This is a genomic window from Bradyrhizobium sp. CCBAU 51753 (assembly GCF_015291565.1).
Taxonomy (GTDB): Bacteria; Pseudomonadota; Alphaproteobacteria; order Rhizobiales; family Xanthobacteraceae; genus Bradyrhizobium; species Bradyrhizobium ivorense.
Map to the genome: position 1 here is coordinate 4412010 of NZ_CP030037.1, position 17561 is coordinate 4429570.

Below are 17561 nucleotides of genomic sequence, written 5' to 3' on the forward strand. Positions count from 1 at the left end.
GATATCGCCGTCTAATCAGATCAATGGAATTGATAATTGAGTGTTAGCGTCACGGACTGGTTGGTGACCCGCTCTTGGGCGTTCAAGACGGCAGACCCGGAGGTCGACAACGTCCCGTTCTGGTTGAATACGGTGACCGTGTTGGAGATGGCGAAGTCCGCGGAACGCGCATAGGTGTAGGCAAAATCCAGGAACCAGCCGCCGGCAAAGGAATAGGTCGTACCAATTTGCGCCGCGCCGCCCCACACCCAATTTTGATTGAATACGGTGATCGGCAGGCTGGTGGCGAAAAGTTCCTCGCAACGACTGGGTGGCAAAGGGAATCCCATTGATGAAATTGGACTCCACGCCGAACAGCGCCGGACCGCCACCGGCGTATATCGTAACGTCGCCGAATGCCCGGCCGATGGTGCCGATCAGCGAAAGCTGATGCCTGAGATTGATTTCCGCTGGGCTGATCGCCAGGAACCCGGTGATGGGTCCGGAGATTCCGGCGTTCGGTCCGCTCACGACGGTGCCGGTCCCGTTCTGCGGAATGATCACGTTCTGCTTCGAGTCGATGTTTGCGTATTTGTAATTGAACTTGAGCCCCGCCACCCAGTCGCCCCCGGCAAACGGATGCATATAGCCGACCTGAACATCGGGGGCGAAACCGGACTTGTTTCGATTGAAGTCGAAAAAGGGACCACCCTCTTGCCCTTGGGCGGTCAGCACCCCCGCATCAAATACACTGATGAGGCCGGATATGTAATCTTGATCGACAAGAAATACGAATACGAGAAAGGACGTTCTCGGATAGTCTATATTGGCACTACAAAAAACGGATTCAGCAGAGTAGCGCAAAGCGCTGCGGCTTGGGCAGACGATATCTTCGCGCTGCGAGGTGTAAGGGAATTTGAAGTGCGGATCATTACGTGTCAGCCGAGACGTAATCTAATGACTTGGCGAATTTTGGAGCGTGCGTTGCTCTTGCAGTTTAGAGAGCAGTACGGAGAGATTCCTGCGGCTAATACCCAAGGGAAAAATATATCGGAGAGGGGAGAGTTTAGAGTTTTCTCACGGAATCGGATTCAACGTGTTCTGGAAGATTTGACTTAGTTGAAAAAAGGCGGCCTTTCGGCCGCCCTTTTCCTTGATGGTGCCCGGTGCTTCATCCCGGCAAACGATCTCACGAACACCCCGTCGTGCTGCCGCAAGTATCGCACTTCATGCAGGTCCCGTTCCGCACCAGCGTGAAGTTGCCGCACTCCGAGCACATCTCGCCCTCGTAGCCCTTGGCCTTGGCTTCGGCGCGGCGTTCGGCCTTGCTCGGGGCGACGGCGGCGGCGGTGCCGGGCTTGCTCCACTTCATCGCCTCGAGCTTTTCCGTCGGCGAGAGGTCGTGGCTGACTTCCTGCTTTAAGGCAACCGCGCCTTCGATGGTGTCGGAGACGCCGCGGGCGTTTGCGCCGTGCGAGGCGAGGGACGTGACGCGGTTGCCGCCGGCAGGGGCGGCATCCGAGTTCGCGCTCACCGCGGCGGAGCCGCCGCGCATGATGACGAGGTTGTCGGTGCGCGAGCGGGTCAGGCCCTTCGACAGGTACTTCGTCGCCTGCTGGGTCGGGGCCTCATCCGGCTCCTTGCCTTCCTCGACGCCCTTGCCGAGCGCGTCGAAGCCACTCTCGTTCGGATCGACATGCGCCAGGTCGAAGCGGCTCATGTAGCTGACCGCGAGCTCGCGGAAGACGTAGTCGAGGATCGAGGTCGCGTACTTGATCGAGTCGTTGCCCTGCACGGGACCCGCAGGCTCGAAGCGGGTGAAGGTGAAGGCGTCGACATACTCCTCCAGCGGCACGCCGTACTGCAGACCCAGCGAGACCGCGATGGCAAAGTTGTTGATGAAGGAGCGCAGCGCGGCGCCTTCCTTGTGCATGTCGATGAAGATCTCGCCGAGCCGGCCGTCGTCATATTCGCCGGTGCGCAAGTACACCTTGTGGCCGCCGACCACCGCCTTCTGGGTATAGCCCTTGCGTCGGTCAGGCATCTTCTCGCGCTCGCGCATCACGACGATGCGCTCGACCAGCTTCTCGACGATCTTCTCGGAAACCTGGGCGGCGCGCGCCGCCATCGGCTTCTCATAGAGCGCCTCCACCGCATCGTCCTCGTCCTCATCGTCACTGATGAGCTGCGAGTTCAGCGGCTGGCTCAGCTTCGAGCCGTCGCGGTAGAGCGCGTTGGCCTTCAGCGCCAGCTTCCACGACAACAGATAGGCGGACTTGCAGTCCTCCACCGTGGCGTCGTTCGGCATGTTGATGGTTTTCGAGATCGCGCCCGAGATGAACGGCTGCGAGGCCGCCATCATCCGGATGTGGCTCTCGACCGAAAGGTACCGCTTGCCGATCTTGCCACAGGGGTTGGCGCAGTCGAACACCGGATAGTGCTCGGCCTTCAGGTGCGGAGCGCCTTCGACCGTCATCGCGCCGCAGATGTGCACGTTGGCGGCCTCAATCTCGCGCTTGGTGAAGCCCACCGCAGCGAGCAGGTCGAAGCCAGGGGCCGCGATCGTCTCGGCGCCGATGCCGAGCTGATCGCGGATGAAGTCTTCGCCAAAGGTCCACTTGTTGAAGGCGAACTTGATGTCGAACGCGGTCGGCAGCGCCTTCTCCACCTTGGCGATGGCTTCGTCGGTAAAGCCCTTGGCCTTCAGCGTGGAAGCGTTGATGCCGGGGGCATTCGACAGCGAGCCGTGGCCGACGGCGTAGGCTTCGATCTCCGCGATCTCGCTCTCGCGATAGCCGAGCGCGCGCAGCGCGGCCGGCACCGCCTGGTTGATGATCTTGAAGTAGCCGCCGCCGGCGAGCTTCTTGAACTTCACCAGCGCGAAGTCGGGCTCGATGCCGGTGGTGTCGCAATCCATGACGAGGCCGATGGTGCCGGTCGGCGCCACCACCGTGGTCTGGGCGTTGCGAAAACCGTTCTGCTCGCCGAGCGCCAGCGCGTCGTCCCAGGCGTGCACGGCGTGGGTGACGATGTCGGCCTGCGGGCACGAGGCATGATCGAGCGGCACCGGGTTGACCGAGAGCGCCTCGTAACCACCGGCGTTGCCATGGGCGGCGCGGCGGTGGTTGCGGATCACGCGCAGCATGTGCGCGGCGTTCTTCTTGTAGCCGGGGAAGGTGCCGAGCTCGGCCGCCATCTCCGCCGAGGTCTTGTAGGCGATGCCGGTCATGACAGCAGTCAGCGCGCCGCAGAGCGAGCGGCCTTCCTTCGAGTCATAGGGCAGGCCCATGGTCATCAAGAGGCCGCCGATATTGGCGAAGCCGAGGCCGAGGGTGCGGAACTCGTAGGACAGTTCGGCGATCGCCTTCGACGGGAACTGGGCCATCATGACGGAGATTTCCAGCACGATGGTCCAGAGCCGGCAGAGGTGCTCGTAGGACTCGACGTCGAAGCGCTTGGTCGTCGTGTTGTAGAATGTCAGCAAATTGGCGGAGGCGAGGTTGCACGCCGTGTCGTCCAGGAACATGTATTCCGAGCACGGATTGGAGGCGCGGATGTCGCCGGACGCCTTGCAGGTGTGCCAGTCGTTCATCGTGGTGTTGAAGTGCAGGCCGGGATCGGCCGAGGCCCAGGCGGCGTAGCCGATCTTCTCCCAGAGGTCGCGGGCCTTCAGCGTCTTCGTCACCTTCTTGGAGGTGCGGGCGTTCAGATTCCAGTCGCCGTCGGTCTCGACCGCGCGCAGAAAATCGTCCTTCAGCGACACCGAGTTGTTGGAGTTCTGGCCGGAGACGGTTAGGTACGCCTCGGAATCCCAGTCGGTGTCGTAGGTGTCGAACGAGATGTCCTTGTAGCCCTGCTTGGCGAACTGGATGACGCGCTTGATGTAGTTGTCGGGCACGAGGTTGCGGCGCGCGAGCTTGATCTCGCGGCGCAGGGCAGGGTTCTTCTCGGCGTCGAAGCAGTCGTCGCCAGAACCTTCGCAGTTCACGCAGGCCTTCATCACGGCCTTGAGGTGCTTCTGGTTGATCTTGGAGCCGGTGACCAGCGCCGCGACCTTCTGCTCCTCCTTCACCTTCCAGTCGATATAGGTCTCGATATCGGGGTGATCGACGTCGACCACGACCATCTTGGCGGCGCGGCGGGTGGTGCCGCCGGACTTGATCGCGCCCGCAGCGCGGTCGCCGATTTTCAGGAAGCTCATCAGGCCGCTTGAGCGGCCGCCGCCGGAGAGCCGTTCGCCTTCGCCGCGCAGGCTGGAGAAGTTGGAGCCGGTGCCGGAGCCGTATTTGAACAGGCGCGCCTCGCGCACCCAGAGGTCCATGATGCCGCCCTCGTTGACGAGGTCGTCGCCGACGCCCTGGATGAAGCAGGCATGCGGCTGCGGATGCTCATAGGCCGACTTCGACTTCGTCAGCTTGCCGGTCTTCCAGTCGACGTAATAGTGGCCCTGGCCCGGGCCGTCGACGCCGTAGGCCCAATGCAGCCCGGTGTTGAACCACTGCGGCGAGTTCGGCGCGACCATCTGTTTTGCCAGCTGGAAGCGCAGCTCGTCGAAGAAGGCGAGGGCGTCTTCCTCGGAGGAGAAGTAGCCGCCCTTCCAGCCCCAATAGGTCCAGCAGCCGGCGAGGCGATCGAACACCTGCTTGGCGCTGGTTTCGCCGACGATGCGCTCGTTCTCGGGAAGCGCGCTAAGGGCCTCGGTGTCGGGCACCGAGCGCCACAGCCAGGACGGCACGGTCTCTTCCTCGACCTTCTTCAGCCGCGCGGCGACGCCGGCCTTACGAAAATACTTCTGCGCCAGCACGTCGGAGGCGACCTGCGACCAGAACTCCGGCACTTCGACATTCTCGGCCCGGAACACGACGGAACCGTCGGGATTGCGGATCTCGGATGTCGTCAGCCGGAAATTGATCCCGGCGTAGGGTGATTGTCCGCTGGTGGTGTTGCGTCGTTCGATTCGCATGGTCGAGCCCCGTCACTTCTTCTGACCGGCCCACATGTTTGCGGTGCCGGAATGATTATCCCTTGCGAAATCAGGAACACGCATTTCCACGCCTCCCGTCATTCGCAGCTCAGCCGGTGGTCTCCGGCCTGTTTCTCTCGTCGCAGGCGGGTCCGGCCTTTGGCCGGTCCTGCGGCGGCACGCCCCTCAAGCCGATCCGACCGATGTCGGGTCTTCCCGGGTCATGCATTCAACGCCCCAACGCTCCACGCGACACGTCACGCGATACGCTTTTCGGGCCGGTTTCCGGCCTCTGATCCAGGCCTGTTTCGGCCCGTTTGGCGCCCCGGACATGGTCCAAAATCAGGGCAGACACGCCCTCAACCCGCGGCCAAGAGGCCTGGCGGAGTGGTCATTTTGGAACCCTTGTGGGAGCGACCGGCGGGACCCAAACACACTCGCGCCGAACAGGCTCGAAGCTAGGCCAAGTCCGTCACGTCCGTCAAGGACTAGTACGAGTTTCTGAATCAAACACTAAATATGGTGGAGATTGGGGGATAACAGGGGGCGGTGCCGCGCCTGTGATCGGGCCAAGTATCAGTGAGTCCTCAGGGATTCCCAAGCCAAAAAATTGTCGGCTGGCTGTGGATCACGTCTTCGCCCCGCTGTTCACAGGCCAAGGAATTTTTCCCCGTGAAGGATTGCGTTCCGGGGACTCACGTAGGCCTACGGGCAAACTACGGGTCAGGCATGTCGGCGCCATGATGGCTGGGCGACAAAATCGCGGGCAAGCTGCCGCCGACTCACCTCCCTGCCGGGTCCCATGACAGATTCGAAACCGACTGCGCGACCGCGCATGGCGCCGGCCGGCCTGTTGTTCCTCGCCATCACCTCGGTGGGCTGGGGCTTCAACTGGCCCGCCACCAAATTCCTGATCGGCGAGCTGCCGCCGCTGACCTTGCGCGGCACCACCGGCGTGATCGGCGCCGCGGTGCTGGCGCTGCTCGCGCTGGTCCGCGCGCAGAGCCTTGTCGTCGAGCGGCGGCTGTGGCCGCGGCTGGTGCTCTACGCGCTGCTCAACGTCACCGGCTGGATGGTGCTGATGGGCCTTGCGCTGCTGTGGCTGTCGGCGAGCGAGGCGGCGCTGATCGCCTACACCATGCCGGTGTGGGCCTCGCTGCTGGCCTTGCCGGTGCTCGGCGAGCGGCCGACGCTGCTCCGGACCATCGCGCTGGTGATGGCGTTCGCGGGGCTTGCCGCGATCATGGGTGGCAACGGCATCTCCGCGAGCCAGGCGAAGCTGCCCGGCATCATCATGGCGCTCGGCGGCGCGTTCGGCTTTGCGCTCGGCACCGTGCTGGCGAAGAAATATCCGGTGCTGCTGCCGCCGATCCCGGCCGCGGCCTGGCAGATCGGGCTCGGCTGCGTGCCGATCACGATCGTGGGTCTTCTCGTCGAGACCACGCATTGGGAGCACGTCACCACCATCGGCTGGTGGCTGCTGGTCTATTCGACCGTGGTGCAGTTCTGCATCGCCTATGTCGCGTGGTTCGCCGCGCTCGCGCGCCTGCCGGCCTCGGTGGCCGCGATCGGCACCATGGCGGTGCCGGTGATCGGCGTCGTGGCCTCCGCGGTCGCGCTGCACGAGCCGCTCGGGCCGACCCAGATCGCCGCGCTGCTGTTCACCCTCGCCGGCGTCGTGCTGGCGACGAGGTAGCCGCGCTTCTCCCTCTCCCCGTTCTTCACGGGGGCGCGACGAGCTTCGCTCGCGCTGAGAGGGCAGGGGTGAGGGGCTGCCTCCACGAGTGACGCTCGTCGTGAGACCTGTACCCCCTCACCCGGATCGCAAGGGCGATCCGACCTCTCCCCGCAAGCGGGGAGAGGTGAAGTTGCGTAGCCCGGATGCAGCGAAGCGCAATCCGGGAACGGTGCCGGCCACACGCGAGACCGCCCCCGGATTTCGCTTCGCTTCATCCGGGCTACGGCACGGCTTCGGAATAGTAGAATAATACCGCTGAACCTGCCGCAGGCTACTTTGCATGGGGTTGTTTTTCACATATTGGCAGCGCGCCCCTGCGGCGGCCGCAGGCGGGGAGTGGGGAAGGAGGCCACGCCGGCCTCGCATCAGCCGTGGCCCAGCGCCTGCTGCAGCATGGTGGCGAGCTGGGCCTTGCGGTAGGGCTTTGTCAGCAGCAGCACGCCCTCGTCGAGGCGGCCGTGATGCACGATCGCGTTCTCGGTGTAGCCCGAGGTGTAGAGCACCTTGGTGCCGGGCCGGCGCTTCTTGACCTCGTCGGCGAGCTGCCGGCCGTTGAGGCCGCCGGGCATGATGACGTCGGTGAACAGCAGGTCGAACGTCTCGCCCTTGTCGACCAGCGCCAGCGCGGCGCGGCCATCGGGCACGGCGATGGTCTTGTAGCCGAGGCTCGCGAGCTGCGCGGTGACGTAGTTGCGCACCAGCGGATCGTCCTCCACCACCAGGATGACCTCGCTGCCGCGCGGCGCCGGCGCCGGTGCCGGTGCGGGCGCGGCCACCTCGCCGCGGGCCGGCGGCAGATAGAGCTTGATCGTGGTGCCGTGATCCTGCTCGCTGTAGATCTTGATGTGGCCGCCGGACTGCTTGACGAAGCCGTAGACCATACTCATGCCGAGGCCGGAGCCCTTGCCGACCTCCTTGGTGGTGAAGAACGGGTCGAACACCTTGTCCTGCACCGCCTGCGACATGCCGGTGCCGGTGTCGCTGACCGCGATCAGGACGTAGCGGCCCGGCGTGATGTCGGGATTGGTCTCGGCATAGGCCTCGTCGAGCACGACGTTGCTGGTCTCGAACAGCAGCTTGCCGCCGTTCGGCATCGCGTCGCGGGCGTTGATCGCCATGTTGAGCAGCGAGTTCGACAGTTGCGACGGATCGATGTGGACCGCGGCGACATCGGGCGCGAGCACCGAATTGATCTCGATCTGCTCGCCGAGCGTCGGGCGCAGCAGTTTTGCGATGTCGACCACGGTGCCGTTGATGTCGACGACGGTCGGCTCCAGCGGCTGGCGGCGGGCGAAGGCGAGCAGGTGCTGGATCAGCTCGCGGCAGCGCTCGGCGGCGCGGTCGATCAGCTCGGCGGTCCTGGCAAGCTGTGGCTGGTCTTGCAGGCCGTCGACCAGCGTGTCGGCGGTGCCGGTGATTACCGTGAGCATGTTGTTGAAGTCATGCGCGACGCCGCCGGTCAGCTTGCCGATGGCGTCGAGCTTCTGCGCCTGCTGCAGCTGGTGCTCGGTTTCGCGCGAGGCGGTGATGTCGTGATAGATCAGCGCCGCGCCGGCGATGCTGCCTTCGGCGTCGCGCAGCGGCCGGCCCGACACCACGAGGTGGATCTGCGGCGCGCCGCGCACCGGGCGGGCGACGAATTCCAGGCCGTCGAATTCCTCGCCGCGCAACGCCCGCGCCGACGGCATTTCCTCGACCTGCATCGGCGCCACGCCGTCGGCGTGGAACACGTTGCTCATCGCGCGCAACTGCACCACCGACATGCCCGGCTTGTAGCGCAGCATCTTCTCGGCGGCCGGGTTGGACAGCAGCACGGTGCCGGCGGTGTCGATCACCAGCACCGCTTCGGCCATGCTGCGGAAGGTGGTCTCCATCACCGAGGTGGAGCGGCGAACCTCCTCCAGCGCGGCGGCGAGGTCCTTGGTGCGCTCGGCCACCTTGGCCTCGAGCGAGAGGTTGGCGGCCTGGGTCGCGCTCAGCGAATCCTGCAGGACGCGGCGCGAGCGGCGGGCCGCCACCGTCAGCACGATCGCCAGCACCAGGATCAGGATGACGCCGGCGAGGTCGATGGCGAGCAGCATGCGGCCGTTGGCCTTCGACTGCGCGGTGCGGATGCCGAGTTGCCGGCGCTCTTCGGTGACCAGACGCTCGAGCGCCGCGGCGACGTTGTCCATCACCGTGCGGCTCTCGCCGGCCGAGATCAGCGCCGACGCGCCGGCGGTGTCGCCGTTGTTGCGCAACTGGATCAGCTCGGCGCCGAGCGCAACGCCGCGGTCGGCCTGCGCCTTGACGCCGGACAGCAGCTCCGCCTCGCCGGGCGCGCTCTTCACCGCCGCAAGCAGGCCGTCGACAGCCGAGGTGAGGGCGGCGCTCTGGTCGCGGAATTCGTCGGCAAAGGACGGATCGCCGGTCAGCGCGAATGCGCGCGCCGCACTCTCGACGCCGCGCGGCAGCGGCCGCGCGTCCGAAATCCGCTTCAGGATGCTGAGCGTGCGGTCGACCGATTCGACCTCGCTGCGCGACTTGACGTCGAGCCCGATCGACGCCGCGCTGATGATGAGGAGGATCGCAAGGCCACTGCCGAGGATGAGACGCTGGGAAGCCATAGCCGATTGGTAAGGGAAATTACTTCGAAAGACGAGCGGATGGTGCGGACTTGGCGATGCACTCGTTGACCGCCGCAATCAGCGCCTGCGGCGTGAACGGCTTGCGCAGGCAGGCGGATGCACCGAGCTCGATCGTCATCCGCAGGAAATCCGGCGCGCGGTCGGCATTGGCGAAAGCATAGCCCGACATCGCGATGACAGGGATATCGGGGGCGCGCTCGTGGAAGACGCGGATCGCCTCGAAGCCGCGCATATGCGGCATGAAGACATCCACCAGCATGACATCGAAGATGTCATTGTCGAGCGCGCGCATGCCTGATTCACCGCCATCGGCGACGGTGACCTCAAAGCCCTGGCGCTGCAGACAGACCTCAATGGCAACACACACCATCGGGTCGTCGTCGACCACGAGAACGCGCGGCACGATGCATCCTCTTTGTACGGCCTTGCGTGCCGGCGACTCGCTTGGCCACTAGGCAATTAAGGCGGAACCGAGACAGAAAGTCTGTATCATAGAATGCATATGCTGTTCGCTGACAAGCAGATTTCCAGCTAGCTCTGACACATCACCGCTATTTGTCCATCCTCTTCACGACAGGCCAATGACCGCAGTTCCCGCCGCCCGCCGCGCCCCGATGTCACCGCTCGGCCTCCTGTTCCTCGTCGTGGCCTCGATCGGCTGGGGTCTCAACTTTCCGATCATGAAGTTCCTGCTCACGGAATGGCCGCCGCTGTCGTCGCGCGGGCTGTGCGGCGTGACCGGTGCAATCGGGCTCGGTCTTGCGGCGATCGCGCGCGGGCAGACGCTGCGCGTGCCGCCCGGCATCTGGCCGCGGCTCGCACTGGTGTCGACGCTGGCGATCGGCGGCTGGGTCGCGTGCATGGGGCTGGCGCTGATCTGGCTCCGCGCCAGCGAGGCGGCGGTGCTTGGGATCTCGATCCCGGTGTGGGTCGCACTGGTCGCCTGGCCGCTGCTCGGCGAACGGGTGTCGCTCACGCGTGCGCTCGCGCTTGCGGTGGCGCTCGCTGGCATCGCGGCGCTGCTCGGCGGTGGCGGTCTCGACGCCAGTCTCGGCAAATTGCCGGGCATCCTGTTCGCGCTTGCGGGCGCGATCTGTGTCGGGCTCGGCACGGTGCTGACCAAGCACTTCAAGCTGGCGGCGATGCCGCCATTGTCGCTCGCGGCCTGGCAGCTTGCGATCGGCTGCGTGCCGATCGCAATCATCGGCGTCGCGATCGAGCAGCCTCAGCTGGCTGCGCTGTCGTCGCTCGGCTGGGCGTCGATGCTCTACATGACGCTGATCCAGTTCTGCCTGTGCTACGTCTGCTGGTTCGCGGCGCTCGAGCGGTTGCCGGCGGCGACCGCGTCGATCGGAACGCTGCTGGTGCCTGTCGTCGGCGTGCTCGGGGCGGCCGCCATGCTGCGCGAGCCGCTCAGCGCGAGCGACCTCGCTGCGCTGGCGGTGACGCTCGTTGCCGTCGCCATCGCCTTGCGCGCATAAAAAAGGGCGGCACGTTGGCCGCCCTTTTGAAGCAGAAATTCCGCGATTACGGGCAGGGGTGCCGCAGGCCGTCATAGCCGAGATAGGTGCCCGAGGCCGGATCGTAGGACCGGTAGCGCTGCGCACACGAATCCGGATCGCCAGCCGGCACTGTTTCGACGGCGACAGGCGCGCTGTCGTCATAGTAGCCGTAGCTGTCGTCGTAATAGCCCGGGCCATAGCCATAATAGCCGGAGCCATAATACGCACCCGAGGCGATCCCGGCGCCGATCACACCGCCGGCCACCGCACCAGGCCAGAACCCGCCGCCGTGGCGATGATAGCCACCGTGCCAGCGTCCGCCGCCGCCGGCCCAGCGCGCACCGCCGCCGCTCCAATTGCCGCCGCCGCCGACCCGCGGGCCAGCAGCGACGCCTGGGGCAGCGACGCCTGGGGCGGCGACGCGCGGGCCGGCACCGCCGACAGCCATGCCGCTACGCATCCCGCCGCCACCGCCGACGGCCATGCCGCCGCGCATTCCGCCGCCGCCAACATTCATTCCACCACCCATCGCACCGCCGCCGGCGCGGACCCCGGCGCCACCACCGCCGGCTCGACCCTGGGGTGCCTGCGCGAACGACCCAGTCGGCACCACCAACGGCAGCGCAAGCGCCAGCGCCGCAGCAGTGCTCAAAACCTTCAGATTGACCATTTTCGACTCCATCAAGACGGGTCATGTCTAACCATTTCTGGGGTTGGACGTTCCCGCGCCGCACGCTGATTGTGCGTCATGTCTGCTTGCCAAGCGGCGCATGTATGGCGGGTGAACGCGGGCGCCCGCAGCCGCGTCATTTGGTCGCCAAACAGAGGTACCTAGCTCCGGTTCGCCGACGCCGGCAGCCGCCCGGGCGGCGGCTGGACATTTGCGGATTCAGGTGGCATCAGAGCCCGACTGCCCCGAACCTGTGGCCCGACGCGCATGAAACAATTCCTGCTGAAATTCTTCACCTGGTGGAACAGCCAGACCTTTGGCACGCAATTGTGGACCTCGCGCTATGGCGAGCTGGTCGGCGAGGACGAGCAGGGCAATCGCTATTATCGCACCAAGGGCGGCGAGGTCGATCCGACGCTGCATTTCGAGCGGCGCTGGGTGGTCTATAACGGCTACGCCGAGGCGTCGCGGATTCCTCCGGGCTGGCACGGCTGGATGCACCACACCACCGACGTGCCCCCGACCGAACAGAAGTACACGCCGCGGGAATGGCAGAAGCCGCACGTGCCGAACATGACCGGCACCGCGCAGGCCTACCGCCCGTCCGGCTCGACGCTGGCAAGCGGCCGCCGGCCCAAGGCGACCGGCGACTACCAGGCCTGGACACCGGGAAGCTAACTTTTATCGCCCCGAGTGCGATGACGCGCGCGAGTTGCGCCGCGCGTGCAGTGCACGCACTCCTGCGACAGCGTCAGCCCGCCTGTGGACAACGGTAACAGCGGGGACAGGCGCGGGTCGAACGCTGCTTGCCGCTTGCGCAATGCGCGGTCTCGCGGCTCAATAGAGCCATCTTACGGAGATGGGAAACCATCGCGTCGGATCGGGCTCCAGATCGCGACTGACCCGATGTGCAGCGGCTTCCGAGTAGGACGCGGCCGGGACATAGGCCCCCGGTGCAGACGCCCTGAAATCGCCCGCTAATGTGAAGCCACCGTGAGACAGGAGAGGCCGCCCGGGCAACCAGGCGGCCTTTTTCTGTTGTGGGCTCAGCGGGTCAGGCCAGCCGCGCCGCCGCGTGGCCCATCAGCTCGGTGCGCCGCAGTTGCGAGGGTGCGATGCGCTCCTTCATGAAAGCGAGGATGTCGGCCGGCGCGGTGTCGGGTGAGCCCGCATTGAACGGCGGTGCCGGGTTGTATTCGAGCCTGAGCTGGATCGCTTCCGCGGTCTTGCGGTCGACGAGCTCGGACACCAGTGTCAGCGCGAAGTCGATGCCCGCGGTGACGCCGCCGCCGGTGAAGCGGTTGCGGTCGACGCAGACCCGCGTCTTGGTCGGGATCGCGCCGAAGCCGGCGAGGAAATCGATCGCGCTCCAATGCGTCGTGGCGCGATAACCCTTGAGCAGTCCGGCAGCGCCGAGCACCAGCGATCCAGTGCACACCGAGGTGACGTATTTGGCGGCAGCGGCCTGCTTGCGCAGGAAGGCCAACATCTCCTCGTCGCCGACCATGTCGTCGGTGCCGAGCCCGCCGGGCACGCAGATCACGTCGAGCTGCGGGCAGTCGGCAAAGGTCGTGGTCGGCGTCAGCACCATGACGGAATCGGTCGCAACCGGTTCGATGCGTTTCCAGATCAGATGCACCTTGGCGCCGGGAACCGAGGAGAACACCTGCAGCGGACCGGTGAGGTCGAGCTGCGTCACCTTCGGGAACACGAGCAGGCCAATCTGCAGGGCGGTGGACATCGGAAGCCTCCAAAAATTGCTTGACGGCGCATCAATGGCATGATGGCCTCCCGTCCAAAATGCCGTATTTCCCTCATTTACGGACATGAGGTCATTTGAGGACCTGGGATCACAGGCGAGGATTTGACGATGATCGGCATCCTGATCTTTCCCGACTTCCAACTGCTCGACGCGGCCGGCCCGATCGCGGCATTCGAGATCGCCGCGCGCTTTGCCAGCAACGCGCCGGCGATCCGGACGCTGGCGGCGAAGGCCGGCCCGGTGCGCAGCTCGTCCGGCGTCGAGATGCTCGCGCGCGGCTTCAAGCCGTCGGCCGCGATCACGACACTGATCATCGCGGGCGGCAACGGCGTGCGCGGGCCTGCGACCTGTCCGGCGACGCTTGCGTTCGTGCGGCGGATGGCCGGCCGCGGCATCCGCGTCGCCAGCGTCTGCTCCGGCGCCTATGTGCTGGCCGAGGCCGGCCTGCTCGACGGCCGCCGCGCCACCACGCATTGGCAGCGCACGCCGCATTTCGTGAAGAGCTATCCGAAGATCAAGCTCGAGCCGGACCAGATCTTCGTCCGCGACGGCAACATCTGGAGCTCGGCCGGCATCACCGCCGGCATCGACCTCGCGCTGGCGATGATCACCGAGGACTATGGCGACGAGATCGCGCAGAACACCGCGCGGCAGCTCGTGCTGTACCATCGACGCAGCGGCGGGCAGTCGCAGTTTTCCTCGCTGCTGGAATTGAAGACGCCGAACGGCCGGTTCGGGCCGCTGCTGGCCTGGGCGCGCGAGCATCTCGATTCACCGCTCACGGTCGAGGACCTCGCCGAGAAGGCCGGCATGAGCTCGCGGCATTTCACCCGCGCCTTCATCGCGGAGACCGGCACCACGCCGTCGAAAGCGGTGGAGCGGTTGCGGATCGAGGTGGCGCGGCAGCGTGTGCAGTCGTCGGGCGAAGCGATCGAGCGTGTCGCCGAGATTACCGGCTTCCGCGATCCCGAGCGGATGCGCCGCGCCTTTATCCGCGCCTTCGGCCAGCCGCCGCAATCGCTGCGCCGCGCAGCGCGGGCGGGCTAGTCTCTTTCCAAGAGGCCGAGCTTCGCGGCCAGCCAACGCGTCGTCGAGGCCTGGATCAGGATCGTCATCAGAATGGCGACGAAGGTGACCGAGGCGATCATCTCGGCGCCCGGCGCCTTCATGCCGAGCAGCAGCCCGGCGAGCGCCGCGGGGATTACGCCGGTCTCGCGGGTCCAGCACATGAACAGCATCTCGGCCAAGCTCCAGCGCGCGCGGCGGTCCGGCAGCGCACAGAGGAAGACCGTCGCGGGGCGCGCCACGAACATCAGCACCAACGTGACCGCGACGCCGCCGAGCCAGTATTGCTGCATCAGCGCAAAATCGACCTGCGCTCCGAGCAGGATGAAGATGAACAGGCGCAGGATGAAGGCCGTGGTCAGCACGAACTCGTCGAGCTTCTGCGCCTCGCCGGGCTCCATGGTGAAGCCGAACGCTTCCTTGTTGCCGAGTACGACGCCGAACACGAACACCGCCATGAAGCCGGAGGCGTGCATGCCTTCGGCGGCAAAATAGGCGCCGATCACCGCGATCATGGTGACGACCGGGGCATATTCGGCAAGGAAAGCCCATTTCTCGTGCGCAATCAGCAGCGCGGCGAGATAGCCGAGCACGACGCCGGCGACGATGCCGAGCAGGGAATGCTCGATCAGTCCAAGCAGCGAAGCGGAGAGCGAGAATGTGCCGCCCTGCGCCACGGCGAGGATGCTGAACGTGATGATCGCGCCCATCGCGTCGTTGAACGCGGACTCGCTCATCACGGTCTGCGCGACGCGGTCGCGGATCCGGATCTGGCGGAAGATCGGCACCAGCGTTGCCGGATCGGTCGACGCCAATGTTGCCGCGAGCAGCAGCGCCACGATCAGCGGAATGCCGAACACGAACTGCGCCGCGATCCCGGTGATGACAGCGGTGATCACGACGCCGATGGTCGCGATCACCAGGATGGTGATCCAGACCTGCTTCAGCACAGCAAGCCGCAGCGTCGCGCCGCCGTCGAACAGGATGTAGCTCGCGCCGAACAGCAGGATCACCTGGTTCAGCGCGGAGTCCGCGGCAATATGCACGAGCCCGAGCGCATGCGGACCGATCGCAATCCCCGTGATCAGGAAGATCGCGACATCGGGAATCCGGATCCGTTGCGCGACGAACGCGGCGACTGTTCCGATCGCCAGGATCAGGCCGCACGACAGCAGCGTGTGCCTGGCGATCTCAATTGACGATGACACGTCTAATCCAACGTCTTCAGCCAGGCGCTGATTTCGGTGACAGCGACATTGGCCTGGTTGAGCAGCTTGCCCATGGTGAAGAAGCCGTGGAACTGGCCGGGGAAGTGCCGGTAGGTCACGGCAACGCCGGCATCCTTGAGGAATTTCGCATACTCGTCGCCTTCGTCGCGCAGCGGATCGGCGCCAGCGGTCAGCACATAGGCCGGCGGCAGGCCGGCGAAGCTTTTCGCGCGCGCGGGCGAGGCGCGCCAGTCGCTGCCGTCGGCGTCGCCGAGATATTGCGCGGCGAACCAGGGGATCACCGAATGCGTCAACAGCACACTGGTCTCCGGCTCGCGATGCGAGGCATGGGTCCGCGCGAATTCTGTCGCCGGATAGATCAGCAACTGGCCGGCGAGCTTCAATCCGCTGTCGCGTGCGGTGAGCGCAACGACCGCGGCGAGGTTACCGCCGGCGCTGTCGCCGCCGACCACGATGCGCGATGCATCGATGCCGAGCTGCTTTGCGTTGGCGGCGACCCATTGCGTCGCGGTCACGGCGTCATCGACCGCCGCGGGGAAGCGATGCTCGGGCGCCAGCCGATAGTCGACCGAGATCACGATCAACTCGCCCTCATGCGCAAGCTTCTGGCAGGCCACCTCATGGGTATCGAGGTCGCCGATCACCCAGCCGCCGCCATGGAGGAACACCAGGCACGGCGCGAGGCCGTTCGATTTGCGCAACGTCTTCGGCGTGTAGATGCGTGCCGGGATGGCGCCGTGCGGCGCCGGGATCGCAACCGGCTTGCTCGATTCCAGCGCCGGCGGCTCGGGATTGCTGACGACGCGGGCGGCCCGGTAATATTCGCGCGCCTCCGGCGCGGTCAGCGTCTCATAGGCGGGACGGCCGGCTTCCTGAAACGCCTTGTAGACGGCGGCGGCATCGGGATCGAGAACGACGGGCATTCGAGCAAACCTTCTGAATGAAACCTGGTGACGTCATTCCGGGATGGTGCGCAAGCACCAGACCCGGAATCTCGAGATTCCGGGTTCGGTCCTGACGGACCGCCCCGGAATGACGGCGGAAGCCTACGCGGCGGTGCGACCGCCGTCGACGGTATAGGCGGAGCCGGTGACGTAGCTCGCCTCGTCCGAGGCGAGGAAGGCGACGATGGAAGCGACCTCGGTGGCGAGCCCGAGCCGGCGCGCGGGGATGCGGTCGACGATCTTCTCGACCGGCGGCGGCGCGTTGCCGCCGGCACGGCCCTGCAGAATGGTGCTCAGCATCCGGCTGTCGATCATGCCGGGGCAGACGCAGTTGACGCGCACGCCGGTGCCGGTGCACTCCCATGCCGCGCTCTTGGTGAGGCCGATCACCGCGTGCTTGCTCGCGCTGTAGACCGCGATCAGCGGCGAGCCCATCAGGCCGGCGATCGAGGCGGTGTTGATGATGCTGCCCTTGTTCTGCTTCAGCATCACCGGCAGCACGTATTTCATGCCGAGGAAGACGCCGACCACATTGACGTCGAGCACCTGGCGAAAGCTCTCCAGCGGATAGTCCGGGATCGGCTTGATGTCGCCCTCGATGCCGGCGTTGTTGTAGAAGGCGTCGATGCTGCCGAAGCGGTCGACCGCGGCACGGACATAGTCCTTGACCTCGTCCTCCTGGGTGACGTCGGCTGTGATCGCGAGCGCCTCGGCCGAGGCCGGCAGGTCCTTGACGGCGGCCGCAAGGTCGGCCCCCTGGCGGTCAACTGCGACAATCCGCGCCCCCCGCTCGGCGAGCAAATGGAGCGTGGCGGTTCCGATGACACCGGCCGCGCCGGTGACGACGGCGACCCGGCCATCGAGCCTGATACGATCGGGCATGTTGGGGTTTCCTCTGGCTGGTCCGGTTCTATCCGGATTTTCCTGGTTTTCGCGCGGGCAGCCGCGCGCCTTCAGCGCGACCGACTATTCCATGTGTTCCCCCGGCTGACCAGTGGCCGGGCAGGGGCGGTTAGCCGCCCTTTCCCCGCCGTATTCGCCGTGTTAACCGGTTGTCCTGCGAGCGGCCGATCTCAAGGTAA

13 protein-coding genes are annotated in these 17561 nt (G+C 65.7%); 4 read left to right on the forward strand and 9 right to left on the reverse strand.

Annotated elements, in window-relative coordinates; genetic code table 11:
- Nucleotides 1-15: 15 nt before the first annotated feature.
- Nucleotides 16-843 (reverse strand): hypothetical protein, encoded by an 828-nt coding sequence (locus XH93_RS19930; protein WP_194474851.1) that lies wholly within the window; start codon nt 841-843, stop codon nt 16-18.
- 325 nt (nt 844-1168) lie between these two features.
- On the reverse strand, nt 1169-4942 hold the full coding sequence (locus XH93_RS19935; protein WP_194474852.1) for a vitamin B12-dependent ribonucleotide reductase: 3774 nt from the start codon (nt 4940-4942) through the stop codon (nt 1169-1171).
- Nucleotides 4943-5744: 802 nt separating this feature from the next.
- On the opposite strand from XH93_RS19935, the gene XH93_RS19940 reads away from it, so the two are divergent.
- Nucleotides 5745-6638, forward strand: a complete 894-nt coding sequence (locus tag XH93_RS19940) for a DMT family transporter (RefSeq protein ID WP_194474853.1) — start codon at nt 5745-5747, stop codon at nt 6636-6638.
- 407 nt (nt 6639-7045) lie between these two features.
- Here XH93_RS19940 and XH93_RS19945 read toward each other — a convergent pair whose 3' ends face one another.
- Nucleotides 7046-9286 (reverse strand): CHASE3 domain-containing protein, encoded by a 2241-nt coding sequence (locus tag XH93_RS19945; RefSeq protein WP_194474854.1) that lies wholly within the window; start codon nt 9284-9286, stop codon nt 7046-7048.
- A gap of 19 nt (nt 9287-9305) precedes the next feature.
- Nucleotides 9306-9710, reverse strand: coding sequence for a response regulator (locus tag XH93_RS19950; RefSeq protein ID WP_139484010.1), 405 nt, complete (start codon nt 9708-9710; stop codon nt 9306-9308).
- Between the two features lie 178 nt (nt 9711-9888).
- On the opposite strand from XH93_RS19950, the gene XH93_RS19955 reads away from it, so the two are divergent.
- Complete coding sequence (locus XH93_RS19955) at nt 9889-10788, forward strand: DMT family transporter (RefSeq protein ID WP_194474855.1); 900 nt, start codon at nt 9889-9891, stop codon at nt 10786-10788.
- A 46-nt stretch (nt 10789-10834) separates the two neighbouring features.
- Here the strand turns inward: XH93_RS19955 and XH93_RS19960 are convergent, their stop codons facing one another.
- A complete protein-coding gene (locus tag XH93_RS19960; protein WP_194474856.1) occupies nt 10835-11479 on the reverse strand; it encodes a BA14K family protein in 645 nt (214 codons plus the stop codon).
- A 267-nt stretch (nt 11480-11746) separates the two neighbouring features.
- Between XH93_RS19960 and XH93_RS19965 the strand changes: the two genes are divergently transcribed.
- The gene (locus tag XH93_RS19965; protein ID WP_139484007.1) at nt 11747-12157 is read left to right on the forward strand and encodes an NADH:ubiquinone oxidoreductase subunit NDUFA12; all 411 of its coding nucleotides are present in this window, start codon (nt 11747-11749) and stop codon (nt 12155-12157) included.
- Nucleotides 12158-12533: 376 nt separating this feature from the next.
- On the opposite strand, the gene XH93_RS19970 is transcribed toward XH93_RS19965, so the two are convergent.
- The gene (locus tag XH93_RS19970; RefSeq protein WP_194474857.1) at nt 12534-13220 is read right to left on the reverse strand and encodes a DJ-1/PfpI family protein; all 687 of its coding nucleotides are present in this window, start codon (nt 13218-13220) and stop codon (nt 12534-12536) included.
- 129 nt (nt 13221-13349) lie between these two features.
- On the opposite strand from XH93_RS19970, the gene XH93_RS19975 reads away from it, so the two are divergent.
- Nucleotides 13350-14288, forward strand: coding sequence for a GlxA family transcriptional regulator (locus XH93_RS19975; RefSeq protein ID WP_194474858.1), 939 nt, complete (start codon nt 13350-13352; stop codon nt 14286-14288).
- On the opposite strand, the gene XH93_RS19980 is transcribed toward XH93_RS19975, so the two are convergent.
- The 3 genes from XH93_RS19980 to XH93_RS19990 form a co-directional block, all read right to left on the reverse strand.
- Nucleotides 14285-15514 (reverse strand): sodium:proton antiporter, encoded by a 1230-nt coding sequence (locus XH93_RS19980; protein WP_210340503.1) that lies wholly within the window; start codon nt 15512-15514, stop codon nt 14285-14287. The two genes, XH93_RS19975 and XH93_RS19980, sit on opposite strands and share 4 nt — an antisense overlap.
- A 2-nt stretch (nt 15515-15516) precedes the next feature.
- Complete coding sequence (locus tag XH93_RS19985) at nt 15517-16458, reverse strand: alpha/beta hydrolase (RefSeq protein WP_194474859.1); 942 nt, start codon at nt 16456-16458, stop codon at nt 15517-15519.
- A gap of 123 nt (nt 16459-16581) precedes the next feature.
- Nucleotides 16582-17361, reverse strand: coding sequence for an SDR family NAD(P)-dependent oxidoreductase (locus XH93_RS19990; RefSeq protein ID WP_194474860.1), 780 nt, complete (start codon nt 17359-17361; stop codon nt 16582-16584).
- Nucleotides 17362-17561: the final 200 nt, after the last annotated feature.